Here is an 11,855-nt window from a genome sequence, read left to right as displayed (position 1 = left end):
ACCCCACACTCATCGGCGAGGTCACTTTGAACGTCCGCAGCATGTGCAGAAAGCGTTCGGGTCGCCCCAGATCGGCCATCAGCGCCACCGCCCCCAGCCCCGCGGCCGTCAATCCGCCCAGGCGGGCATTGCGCCGCAATTCGGTCCGCCCGGTCACCTGCCCGCCGAGCGCCAGCAGTCCGGAACCGCCGGCGAGACCGCCGAGAAACAGATATGCGCCCACCGGCCACTCCCACGGTGGGGGCTTCACCACCGGATGGCCGTAGTAGCCGCGTGAGTCGAGATGCTCCACCTGCACCTGCGGAACCATCAGGTCGCCCGCGCCGCCCTTACGGGCACCACTGCCTTTGCGGCCGTTGCGCTTTCGCGGCGGACGCGGCGGCCGGAACTGGTCGTATTCGGAACTGGTCATCGGCGGCCGCCCAGAAACGAGAGGGCCGCCGCCGTCAGCATCGCACCCACCGCGAGTCCGGCCCGCTTATACATGTCGGGCAGATCGGCGGTCGGCACCCGCGGATCGGGCGGCAGACCGTAGACCTCCGGCTCGTCAAGTAGCAGGAACACCGATCCGGTTCCGCCCACACCGTCGTTCTCGTTGGCGCCGTACAGCCGGGCTTCGGTCATCCCCTCGGCGTGCAATTGGGCGACCCGCGCGTGCGCCTTGGCCACCATATCGTCGCGCTGCCCGAACGAGATCGACGTCGTCGGACAGGTTTGGGCACACGCGGGGGTCTGGTCGGCGCGCAGCCGGTCGTAACAGAGCGTGCATTTCTGGGCGATCCCCTTGTTCGGGACCTCGGGCTGCTCACCCTTGCGCTCACCCTCGCGCGTGGTCGGCGCCACGGTTCCGTCGCTCCGCCGCTCGACGACCCCGAACGGGCAGCCGGCTACGCAGGTGCCGCACCCGTTGCAGATATCCGACTGCACCACGACGGTGCCGAACTCGGTGCGCATCATCGCCCCGGTCGGGCATACGTCCAGGCACCCGGCATGCGTGCAGTGTTTGCACACGTCCGACGACATCAGCCAGCGAAACTCGGGTGTATCCGGCGGAGCGGTGTCCGGCGGATTTGTGTCGGGGGCACTGCCGATCGACGGTATGCCTAGCCCGACCAGCCGTGCCCCCGACTCCCGCGCGGTCTCGATCCGCTCGGCGTCCTGCTCGATGAACGCGACATGCCGCCAGGTGCTGGCACCCAGGGCCACCGAATTGTCGTACGACATGCCGGTGAACTCCAGGTCGCCGTCGCGCGGATTGCCATTCCACTCCTTGCAGGCCACCTCGCACGCCTTGCACCCGATACAAATCGAGGTGTCGGTGAAGAAGCCGCGCCGCGGCTCGCCGATCGGCCAGTGCGCATCGGTGCTCGGATCAGACGGTCCAGTCAATTGTCCCATCAGTCCTCCTCCCCGGTCCGGGGCTCTCCGGTTCGGCGCGCGTGATCTGTCTCGATGCTGACACCTGCGCGACGCTGATACTCGCGAACCAGGTCCGCTACCGCCGCGCCCCGCGGACGACGGCCCGCGATCACCGCGCACGATCCCACCTTCGACTCCTGGATAAACACATTCGGGTCCATGGCGACGCCGACGAGGTCGTTGGCGGCATCGCCGGTCACCACCGCATCACTGCCCGCCCCCCAGTGATACGGCAAGCCGACCTGATGCACCTGGCGTCCGTTGATCTCCAGCGGCCGCAGTCGATCGGTCACCAGCACCCGCGCCTCGATCGCCGCGCGCGGCGAAATAATTGTCGCCCAGCCCTCGTTCGCCAAACCGGCCTGCGCGGCCAGCGCCGGGGACACCTCGCAGAACATCTCCGGCTGCAGTTCGGCCAGGTACGGCGACCAGCGGCTCATACCGCCGGCGGTGTGGTGCTCGGTGAGCCGATAGGTGGTGAAGACGTACGGGTACACCTCGGCACCCGGATCACCGGCGCTCGGCGCATCGAGGTTGTCCGGGCGTGGCAGCAGTAGCCGGGTCGGCGCCTGCTGCTGCGCGTACAGCGCATTGCGCACCGGAGACTCCTGCGCTTCGTAGTGCGTCGGCAGCGGGCCGTCGACCAGACCGCTGGGCGCAAACAGCCAACCTTTTCCGTCGGACTGCATGACGAAGGCGTCATTGCCGGCGATCGCCGCGGCCCCGACCGCACCCGGATCGGGCACCGTGCCGGGGGCGACGTCCACCGGAAAGTCGGGGACGTCGTCGCCGGTCCACCGCTGCGTCTGCTCGTCCCACCAGACGTACTTCTTGCGTTCACTCCACGGGCGTCCCTGCGGGTCGGCCGAGGCCCGGTTGTAGAGGATCCGCCGGTCGGCCGGCCACACCCAGCCCCACTGGCTCTGGGTGACACCCGGGCCGCCGCCTGGTACGCGCCGGGCGGCCTGGTTGACGCCGCCGGCCGCCACGCCGGTGTAGATCCAGCAACCGGCGATCGTCGACCCGTCCGACCGGAGCTGGGTGTATGAGTCCAGCGGCTGGCCCGCCTCCGGGCCGCTCACGTAGCGGCCGTTGATCTCCGCGAGTACGGCTTCGGGGTCCACCTCACCGTGACTGTTGACCGGGTAGTCCCAGGTCAGATCCAGCAGCGGTCGATCGCGCGGGTCGTCGGAGTCGGCCAGCCGCTGCCGGATTCGGACGCCGAGATCGTGGTAAAAGTCCAGTTCGCTCTGCGCCTGACCGGGTGGGGCCACCGCCTGGTGCCGCCACTGGACCATCCGCTGGGTCTGAGTGAAACTACCCGACTTCTCCACGTGTGTGGCCGCCGGGAGAAAGAACACCTCGGTGCCGATCTCCTCGGTCTGCAGCTCCCCCGAGGCGATCTCCGGTCCGTCTTTCCACCAGGTCGCGCTCTCGATCATGTTGAGGTCGCGCACCACAAGCCACTTGAGTTTGGCCATCGCCATCCGCTGCTGGCGGGCATTGGCCGAACCGACCGCCGGGTTCTGGCCGACGACGAAGTACCCCTCGACCTTCCCCTCCAGCATCTGCACGACGGTCTGGTAGGTGCCGGCCGGACCGTCCAGACGCGGCAGGTAGCTGTACGCCCAATCGTTCTCGGCAGTCGCCGCCTCCCCCCACCACGCCTTCAGCAGACTCACCGTGTAGTCCTGCGCATACGCCCAGTAGCCCTTGCCGGTCGCTGGCTTCACCGCCGCCAGGTAGTCGGCGAAGGTGTCGTGTTTACCGACCGACGGCATCGGCAGGTAGCCGGGCAGCAGGTTGAACAGCGTCGGAATATCAGTGGATCCCTGAATGCTCGCATGCCCGCGCAGCGCCATGATGCCGCTGCCTGGACGGCCGACGTTGCCCAGTAGCAGCTGCAGAATCGCCGCGGTGCGGATCACCTGAGCACCCATGGTGTGCTGCGTCCAGCCGGTGGCGTAGCCGAAGCAGCCGGTGCGCTCGGGCCCGGAATTCTCGGTCAGCGTCTGCGCCAGATAGTCGAAGTCGGCGCGCGAGACACCGCACATCTGCTCGACCATCGCCGGGGTGTACCGCGCGTAATGCCGCGTCAGGATCTGGAACACCGTACGCGAATCGGTGAGTGTCTCGTCGCGCTCATCGCCGGCGGCGTACTGCCAGGTGGTGTTGTCGTAGGTACCGGTCTCGTCGTCGAAGCCGGAGAACAGCCCGTCGAGGTCGTCGGTATCGGTGAACTCACCGTCGACCAGCGTCGCTGCGTTCGTGTACGCGACGACGTAGTCGTGGAAGTAGGTGCCGGTGCTCAAAACGTGGTTGATCAGCCCACCGAGCAGCACAATGTCCGAGCCGGCCCGCATCGGGATGTGTTTGTCGACCACCGCCGATGTGCGGGTGAACCGCGGGTCGACGTGGATCACGCGGGCGCCGCGAGCCTTAGCCTCGGTGACCCACTGGAAGCCGACGGGGTGCGCCTCGGCCATATTGCCGCCCATGAGAATGATGCAGTCCGCATTGGCCATGTCTTGCAGGGATTGAGTGGCGCCGCCGCGGCCGAAGGAGGCTCCCAGACCGGGAACCGTGGCGGAGTGTCAAATACGCGCCTGGTTCTCGATCTGAATGGCGCCGGCAGCGGTGAAGAGCTTCTTGATCAGATAGTTCTCTTCGTTGTCGAGCGTCGCGCCGCCGAGCGAGGCGATACCCAGGGTGTGTCGCAGCGGGCGGCCACGATCGTCCACGTCGCGCCAGTGATTGCGGCGCGCGGTGAGGAAGCGATCGGCGATCATGTCGATCGCAGTATCGCGATCGAGATCCTGCCAGTCCGTCGCGTACGGCGCCCGATAGCGGACGGTGGTCTGCCGCAAGGAATTGTTGACAAGTTGCTCGCTCGACGCGCCCTTCGGACAAAGCCGACCCCGCGAGATCGGCGAGTCCGGATCGCCCTCGATCGCGATGACGCGTTCGTCTTTGACATACACCTTCTGGCCGCAGCCGACGGCGCAGAATGGGCACACGCTGCGCACGACGCGGTCGGCAGTGGTCAGACGGGACTGCAGGGCGCGGTTGGCGTTCGATTGGACTGCGGGGCCCCGGCCGAGGGCGTCGCCGCTGCGCAATTGCCGGATCACCGGCCATTGCAACGGGCTGAACCTCGCCATGAATCCAGAGTAGCCTCACGCACATGGCTATCGCGGAGTTCCCGACCGACTGGTCCAGCGCCCTGGTGCTCGTCGCCCATCCCGATGATCCCGAATACGGTATGGCCGCCGCCGTGGCGCGCTGGACCGCCGAAGGCAAGCTCGTCACCTATGCCCTGGCGACCAGCGGCGAGGTCGGCATCGAGGGTATGGCGCCGACGGAGGCCGGACCGCTACGCGAGGACGAGCAGCGCGCGTCGGCGGCCATCGTCGGCGTCGACGAAGTGGAGTTCTGGGGTTTCCCGGACAGTCGCCTCGTCAATTCTGCGGCCCTGCGCGAGAAGATCGGCGAGACCATCGTGCGGGTCAACCCGGACATCGTGCTGACGCTCTACGGCGGTGCGGAGTTCGCGCCCGGCAAGCCCAATCAGCGCGATCACATGGAGTTCACCGCCGCCGTCATCGATGCCTACGACGCGCTAGCCCAGCCGCCGCGCGCACTGTTTGCCAACGGCCCGGGCTCTACCCACGCCGTCGACGTCGCTGGCTACGTTGAGCCTGCGGTCGATTCGCTGGCCGAGCACCGGGTCTATCTCAGCGTGCTCGACCCCGATACGCCCGTCGTCGACCAGGCTCGGGCTCAGGTGACGATGATGGTCGCCCCCAAGGACGGTTTCGATGCCGCGCACGCCGTCGGTTTCACCCAGCTCCGCCCCTAACAGACGCAGCCATGCGCGGGCATGTCGAACGCCGAACACATGAGGGTTTCACCCGGCTGATCACCTTCGCCGATGCGGTAGTCGCCATCGCACTGACCCTGCTGGTGCTGCCGCTGACCGACCTGGCGAACGAGGACATCGACGAGGACAACTTCGGGCGCTTCATCGCCGATCACTACATGGTGGTGGTGAGCTTCCTGATCAGCTTCGCGGTGATCTGGGCGCTCTGGCGCAACCATCACCGGACCATCGAGCACTTCGTCGGCTACGACGACACCCTGTTCAAACTGCACCTCGTCTGGTTGCTGACCATCGTGATCCTGCCGTTCGCCACCGCGGTGCTCGACAACTCCGATATGCGCTGGGCCAACGTCTTCTACATCGCGGTGCTGGGTATTTCCATCGCTAGCTTGATCGCCATTGCGCGGTGGGGCATCGCGCACCCGGAATTGCTCGACGACGACCCGGAGACTGCGGTCTGGGCGGTCCACCAGCGGGGCCTCGGTGCGCTGATCACGGTGACCGCCGCCCTGATCGTCGCCATCGTCGTCCCGGGCGCCAATGCCTGGCCCCTGCTCCTCCTGCTCCTGGCCTCCCCCATCGACGCCCTCATCAGCCGCGCGAAGCACTGAGCCACGGTCGCGGCGTCCGGGCGAGGACTATTTCGGCTGGTGAGCCAGTCGACTCAGGCCGTGACGTTGTCCAGCTGGGCGTTGTCTAGCTGCTGCCGGTCACCGTCTGCAGGAGTTCCGGGATCACCGCGGTGAACTGGCTGAGGATGGCCGTGAGCGCGTCGTCGCTCAGCGGGGCGCCCTGCGGATCGGTCACCGACGGCGCATCCTTGATGTCGGTCGGTGTCTGGGCGTTCACCCCCACGGTGATCTTCGGGTTCTTCGCCGGGTCCAACCACTCGAGCACCTTCTTCATGGCGTCCAGCCCAATGGCGACGCAGCCCCAGGTCGGCTCGCTGCCGACGTGCAGGAAGATCGCCGATGCATTGCCCGGGGTGTTGGTCGGGTTGTGCACCATTTGCACCGCGTAGTCGTAGGCCGAGCCCATGTCGTACAGGTTCTCGCTGCCCTCGCCCGGCGAATTCGGCTGGCGCACCATGCGGTTGTAGGTCGGCGACTTCATGTTGCCGTCCCACCAGTCCTGCCGGTCCACCTTGGTGTACGGCATTTTGGTGCCCGGATTGTCCAGCCGGCCGAAGGCCTTGCCGAAAGCGAAGGTGCCTTCGGGCGTGCGGTGGACGTTGTCCTCCGGCTTCCCGATGCCCTTGCTGCCGACAAAGGCCGGCACCGGGCCGATGACCGGCTTCCACTGGCCGTTCGCATCCTTCTCGAACGCGGTGAGTGTGCCCTGAACGGCAGTCGGCGAGGGCATCGAGACCACGACCATCTGGCTGGTGTCACCGACCGGGTTGCCCGGGGTGGGCATGCCGGGAATGGTCAGCCCGCGCAGCAGATTCTCGATCATCGACTGCACATCGGGGGTCGGTTCCGCCGAGGCGGTACCGGGAAGCGCGGCGACGGCAACCACGGCCGCCAGCACCATTAACCCCAGTTGCCACATACGGCTCACAAATAACTTCAGCACCAGGCTATCTTGGCAGCGGAATTACACTCGTGCCACTTACGACGACAATTGTCACCGGACCGCAATGTTCACCCGCGTCGGTAGGGTGAACGCCATGGCCACCACCCCACCCCGCTGGATCACCGACACCAAGCCCGGACACAGTCAGTGGTATGTCGAACGCTTCCGGAAGATGGCTGCCGACGGCGACGATTTGGGCGGCGAAGCGCGCTTTATCGACGCGATGGTACCGCGCGGTGCCCACGTTCTGGACGCCGGCTGCGGCCCCGGTCGCGTGGGCGCCTACCTGCACGAAGCCGGACATCGCGTGGTCGGCGTCGACGTCGACCCGATCCTCATCGCCGCCGCCGCGGACGACCATCGGGGTCCGCAGTGGTTGGTCGGCGATCTGGCCGAGCTCGACCTTCCCGTCCGCGGTATCGACGAGAAATTCGATGCGATCGTCTGCGCGGGCAACGTCCTGGTCTTCGTTGCGCCCGGCAGCGAGACGCAGGTCCTGCGCCGGCTGGCCGCACACCTGAAGGACGACGCCCCGCTGGTGGTCGGCTTCCACACCAACCGGCACCTGACGCTCGACGCATTCGATGACGCCGCCACCGACGCCGGCCTGCGCCTGGACCTACGCCTGGCCTCCTGGGACATCCGCCCGTGGACTCCGGACTCCGACTGGGCCGTCTCGATCCTGCGACGGGTGTGATTTCGACGCGTAGCGAGTCGAAATCAGCCCTCGCCGGGGGTGAACTCCTCCAGCAGATCGGTCACCAGGGCGGCGATCGGTGAACGTTCGCTGCGGGTCAGGGTGATGTGCGCAAACAAAGGGTGGCCTTTGAGCTTCTCGATCACCGCGGCCACCCCGTCGTGCCGACCGACCCGCAGGTTGTCGCGCTGGGCGACATCGTGCGTGAGCACTACCCGAGAGCCGGAGCCGAGGCGAGACAGCACCGTCAGCAGCACATTGCGTTCCAACGACTGCGCCTCGTCGACGATCACGAACGAGTCGTGCAGCGAGCGGCCGCGGATGTGCGTCAACGGCAGCACTTCGAGCATGCCGCGGGAGAGCACCTCGTCGATCACCTCGGTGGACACCAGTCCTTCGAGCGTGTCGAACACGGCCTGGGCCCACGGCCCCATTTTCTCGTCGGCGCCACCCGGCAGATAGCCAAGCTGCTGGCCACCGACCGCGTACAGCGGGCGGAATACGACCACCTTGCGCTGCGTGCGCCGCTCCAGCACCGCCTCCAAGCCAGCACATAACGCCAGCGCCGACTTACCGGTACCGGCCTTGCCGCCCAGCGAGACGATGCCGACCGACTCGTCGAGCAACACATCGAGCGCCACGCGCTGCTCGGCCGAACGCCCACGCAGACCGAAGGCTTCGCGCTCACCGCGCACCAACTGCACCTGCTTGGTCTCGGTCACCCGGCCCAGCGCGGAGGATCCGCCGCCGAGTAACCGCACGCCGGTGTGGCACGGTAGGTCGCGGGCTTCGTCGACGTCGACGATGCCCTCAGCAAAGAGGTCGTCGATCTCGGCTGCCGAAACGTCGATTTCGTCCATACCGGTCCAGCCGGAGACGAGGACGTCTTGTGCGTGATATTCGTCGGCGGCCAGGCCCACCGCACCGGCTTTCACCCGCAACGGCGTGTCCTTGGTGACGAGCGTGACGTCCTTGCCCTCGGCGCGCAGATTCAGCGCGCACGCCAGGATCCGCGAGTCGTTGGAGTCGTTCCGGAAGCCGGCCGGCAGCACCGTCGGATCGGTGTGATTCAACTCGACCTGAACCGTGCCACCGTCGCTGCCGATCGGAATCGGCACGTCGAGCCGTCCGTGTTCGATGCGCAGATCGTCGAGCAGGCGCAGCGCGGTGCGCGCAAACCAGCCCAGCTCACTGTGATGGCGTTTGCCCTCCAGCTCGCTGATGACCACCAGGGGCAAGACCACTTGGTGTTCCTCGAAGCGGGTCATCGCCCGCGGGTCGGACAGCAGAACGGAGGTGTCGAGTACATAGGTGCGTGCGGTCACGGCTGACTCCCAAGTGCCTCGCGCGCGCTCGCGCGAGGCGAGATCGGCAGGCCGCCGGCCGAGACCGGAACGGTCCTGAACAAGCCGCTTCCCCACGGCCCGTCCCAGCCGACGCTACGCGCGTGAGGTACAACACTCGGGGACTCGAAAGCCGCGTGTCGGTGAACGTCGTGTTACGCGGACAAACTACCCAGCGGCAGGAGCCAGCAACAGCATCGGCGTCCACGCCGGATCGATCTCCACCGGGGTCAGCGGCTGCTTCACGCCCGGCCGGGGAACCTCTTCCAGCGAGGTCGCCGGCCCCGGGGCGAACGCCAGGCCGTACTGCGCCGGATCGCCCAGCGGCGCGGCGGTCAGGATCGGCCGGTCACCGAGCGGACGCTGCAGCGTGAAGGTCTGCGTGTCGACTTCCTCGTCCGCACATTGCGCGATCATCCGCTCATCAGTGATGTCATCGGCAGTAATCTCATCGGCCCCGCCGTCCCAGTCCGCAGTGATCTGCGATTCGCGGGTGGCGCCGACCACGATCGCATTGGTGTGCTCGTAGACCGCGACCGCGTTGAAGCAGTTGTTCAGGCCGTACCGCTGATTCGGTTGCAGCACCAGAATCAACAAACCCACGGATACCTCCCGGAAGAGAGGATGTCCGTGGGTTCGGGGACTACTGCGGTCAGGCGGCCTTAGCGGCCAGCGCGAGGATGCGCTGGCGGGCGGCCTCGGCCTCGTCGCTGAGTTCCTGCACACTGTCCAACTTCAGTTCCTGCACCAGCTTCTTCGCGATCGCGGCATCGGTCGCCTCGGTCTCGAAATCGGCGAACAGGGCGCGCTGGGCGTCGAAGTCGGCACAGTCGGCGCCGATGTGCTCGATCTGGGCGAGGGCGTTGTCGACGGCCACGACGGTGGCCTCCTGGTCGGCGACCATGCCGGCCATCAGGAACGCCTGGAAGGTGGCTGCCTGCACGGCGTCGTCGGTCTGGATCTTCTCCAGGATCGTCGTCAGCTGCGGATCCTCAGAACGCTCCTCGAGGCGGTTCAGGAAATGTACGCACTGATTCTCGTGCACGGCCAGCAGGGCAAGGGCGTCCATCGGGCCGACGCCGGCGACGGACTCCGGCGTCTGCTTCCACCCCTGCACCACATGGATGCGGCGACGGTTCTCGGCGTCTACCGGATCCATCGCACGGGTCACAACCAGGTAGTCGCGCAACGCGATCGCGTGCCGGTTGTCCTCGGCGGTCCACACGCCGACGAGCTGACGCCAGTCGGAGAACGCCGGGAACCAGATCGCCAGCACCCGGTGGTAGGACGGCAGGTTGTCCTTGGTCAGTAGCAGCGCGAGCAACGGTGCAGCGGTCTCCGCGGACAGCGTCTCCTGACCGGCCTCGAAGTCGTCGCCGCCCAGGAACGCGAAATTGCGCCCCTTGCTCCACGGCACCCAGTCGTGCGGATCCCAGCTCTGCGCCCCGAGGGTGTGCTCCTCGGCGATTTCCGGGAGCGCCTTCTCAAGGGCGTTGATCAGTTGGTCTTCATCCAGTACGGCCACAGCTACATCCTAGTCGACGGGTCACAAATTGTTATCGACTGCTCATCAGTCCCCAGTTCTCGAGCCCCTCGTACAGGGGAACGTCGAGAGCCAAGGCGGAGACGCGGGCGCGCAGGCCCACAATGTCGGCGTTCTTGCCTGCGGCGAGCGCGGTGCCGATGATGTCGGCGACCTCGGTGAATTCGGTGTCGCCAAAACCGCGGGTGGCCAGCGCCGGGGTACCGATCCGCAGACCCGAGGTGACCATTGGCGGCCGCGGGTCGAACGGGACGGCGTTGCGGTTGACGGTGATGCCGACCTCGTGCAGCAGATCCTCGGCTTGCTGGCCGTCGAGCTCGGAGTCACGCAGATCCACCAGCGCCAAATGCACATCGGTGCCGCCGGTCAGCACGGTGACGCCGGCCTTCGCGACATCGTCGCTCATCAGACGCGCGGCCAGGATCTGGGCACCGGACACGGTACGACGCTGCCGCTCGGCGAACTCCTCGGACGCGGCGATCTTCAGCGCGGCGGCCTTGGCGGCGATTACGTGCATCAACGGGCCACCTTGCTGGCCGGGGAAGACCGCCGAGTTCAGCTTCTTGGCGTACTCCTGCTTAGCCAGGATCAGCCCCGAACGCGGGCCACCGAGGGTCTTGTGCACGGTGGTGGAGACGACGTCGGCGAACGGCACCGGGCTGGGGTGCAGGCCGGCGGCGACGAGTCCAGCGAAGTGGGCCATATCAACCCACAGTTTGGCGCCGACCTCGTCGGCGATCTCGCGGAAGGCGGCGAAATCAAGGGTGCGCGGGTAGGCCGACCAGCCCGCCACGATCACCTTCGGCTTGGTGTCCTTGGCGATCTTGCGGACCTCGTCCATATCGACGCGGAAGTCCTCTTTGCTGACACCGTAGAACTGGTTGTCGTACAGCTTGCCGGAGAAGTTCAGGCGCATGCCGTGGGTCAGGTGACCGCCGTGCGACAGGTCCAGACCAAGCAGCGTCTCGCCGGGCTCCATCAGCGCCATCAGCACGGCGGCATTGGCCTGCGCACCCGAGTGCGGCTGCACGTTGGCGAACTCGGCGCCGAACAGTTCCTTGGCGCGGTCGCGGGCGATCTCCTCGACGACGTCAACGTACTCACAACCGCCGTAGTAGCGGCGACCCGGATACCCCTCGGCGTACTTGTTGGTCAGCACGCTGCCCTGCGCTTGGAGCACGGCGCGCGGCACAAAGTTCTCCGACGCGATCATCTCCAGCGTGTCCCGCTGGCGGGAGAGTTCGCCGTTCATGGCGGCCGCAAGGTCGGGATCGAGCTCGGCCAAGGACTGCGTAAAGAGGGTCATGCAGGCTAGTTTAAGCCCCGCCCCCTGAGCTAAGTCCCGCCCCCTGAGCTAAATCCCGCCCCCTGAGCTAAATCCCGCCCCCTGAGCTTGTC

At 66.8% G+C, this 11,855-nt stretch carries 11 protein-coding genes; 3 read left to right on the top strand and 8 right to left on the bottom strand.

Annotation, left to right across the window (positions count from 1 at the left end):
- From nrfD to fdnG, 3 genes are all read right to left on the bottom strand, one after another.
- Window positions 1-412 (bottom strand): NrfD/PsrC family molybdoenzyme membrane anchor subunit (nrfD, locus tag WAW85_RS06150; protein WP_422558752.1); only part of this gene is annotated, 412 nt, incomplete at its 3' end.
- A complete protein-coding gene (locus tag WAW85_RS06145) occupies window positions 409-1,398 on the bottom strand; it encodes a 4Fe-4S dicluster domain-containing protein (RefSeq protein WP_422558751.1) in 990 nt (329 codons plus the stop codon). The genes nrfD and WAW85_RS06145, both read right to left, overlap by 4 nt.
- Window positions 1,398-4,580: a formate dehydrogenase-N subunit alpha gene (gene fdnG, locus WAW85_RS06140; RefSeq protein WP_422558750.1), complete on the bottom strand. Its 3,183-nt coding sequence runs from the start codon at window positions 4,578-4,580 to the stop codon at window positions 1,398-1,400. Before fdnG ends, WAW85_RS06145 begins: the two co-directional genes overlap by 1 nt.
- A 23-nt stretch (window positions 4,581-4,603) precedes the next feature.
- On the opposite strand from fdnG, the gene WAW85_RS06135 reads away from it, so the two are divergent.
- Together WAW85_RS06135 and WAW85_RS06130 are read left to right on the top strand one after the other, a co-directional pair.
- Window positions 4,604-5,278: a PIG-L deacetylase family protein gene (locus tag WAW85_RS06135; RefSeq protein WP_422558749.1), complete on the top strand. Its 675-nt coding sequence runs from the start codon at window positions 4,604-4,606 to the stop codon at window positions 5,276-5,278.
- Between the two features lie 11 nt (window positions 5,279-5,289).
- The gene (locus WAW85_RS06130) at window positions 5,290-5,910 is read left to right on the top strand and encodes a TMEM175 family protein (protein WP_422558748.1); all 621 of its coding nucleotides are present in this window, start codon (window positions 5,290-5,292) and stop codon (window positions 5,908-5,910) included.
- Between the two features lie 85 nt (window positions 5,911-5,995).
- On the opposite strand, the gene WAW85_RS06125 is transcribed toward WAW85_RS06130, so the two are convergent.
- On the bottom strand, window positions 5,996-6,874 hold the full coding sequence (locus WAW85_RS06125; protein ID WP_422558747.1) for a L,D-transpeptidase family protein: 879 nt from the start codon (window positions 6,872-6,874) through the stop codon (window positions 5,996-5,998).
- A gap of 94 nt (window positions 6,875-6,968) precedes the next feature.
- On the opposite strand from WAW85_RS06125, the gene WAW85_RS06120 reads away from it, so the two are divergent.
- Window positions 6,969-7,571 (top strand): class I SAM-dependent methyltransferase, encoded by a 603-nt coding sequence (locus WAW85_RS06120; protein ID WP_422558746.1) that lies wholly within the window; start codon window positions 6,969-6,971, stop codon window positions 7,569-7,571.
- 23 nt (window positions 7,572-7,594) lie between these two features.
- Here the strand turns inward: WAW85_RS06120 and WAW85_RS06115 are convergent, their stop codons facing one another.
- The 4 genes from WAW85_RS06115 to glyA form a co-directional block, all read right to left on the bottom strand.
- Complete coding sequence (locus WAW85_RS06115) at window positions 7,595-8,896, bottom strand: PhoH family protein (RefSeq protein ID WP_422558745.1); 1,302 nt, start codon at window positions 8,894-8,896, stop codon at window positions 7,595-7,597.
- A gap of 186 nt (window positions 8,897-9,082) precedes the next feature.
- On the bottom strand, window positions 9,083-9,517 hold the full coding sequence (locus tag WAW85_RS06110) for a hypothetical protein (protein ID WP_422558744.1): 435 nt from the start codon (window positions 9,515-9,517) through the stop codon (window positions 9,083-9,085).
- 49 nt (window positions 9,518-9,566) lie between these two features.
- Window positions 9,567-10,439 (bottom strand): acyl-ACP desaturase, encoded by an 873-nt coding sequence (locus WAW85_RS06105; protein ID WP_422558743.1) that lies wholly within the window; start codon window positions 10,437-10,439, stop codon window positions 9,567-9,569.
- 31 nt (window positions 10,440-10,470) lie between these two features.
- Window positions 10,471-11,763: a serine hydroxymethyltransferase gene (gene glyA / locus WAW85_RS06100; protein ID WP_422558742.1), complete on the bottom strand. Its 1,293-nt coding sequence runs from the start codon at window positions 11,761-11,763 to the stop codon at window positions 10,471-10,473.
- Window positions 11,764-11,855 lie beyond the last annotated feature (92 nt).

This window comes from Gordonia sp. (in: high G+C Gram-positive bacteria), from assembly GCF_049299075.1.
Lineage (GTDB): Bacteria > Actinomycetota > Actinomycetes > Mycobacteriales > Mycobacteriaceae > Gordonia.
This window is presented reverse-complemented; position numbering and strand designations above follow the sequence as displayed.

Excerpts from the sequence above, each read along its gene's own strand:
- WAW85_RS06145 (WP_422558751.1), bottom strand. The coding sequence starts at position 1,398 with ATGGGACAATTGACTGGACCGTCTGATCCGAGCACCGATGCGCACTGG.
- glyA (WP_422558742.1), bottom strand. The coding sequence starts at position 11,763 with ATGACCCTCTTTACGCAGTCCTTGGCCGAGCTCGATCCCGACCTTGCG.
- WAW85_RS06120 (WP_422558746.1), top strand. The coding sequence starts at position 6,969 with ATGGCCACCACCCCACCCCGCTGGATCACCGACACCAAGCCCGGACAC.
- WAW85_RS06135 (WP_422558749.1), top strand. The coding sequence starts at position 4,604 with ATGGCTATCGCGGAGTTCCCGACCGACTGGTCCAGCGCCCTGGTGCTC.
- WAW85_RS06130 (WP_422558748.1), top strand. The coding sequence starts at position 5,290 with ATGCGCGGGCATGTCGAACGCCGAACACATGAGGGTTTCACCCGGCTG.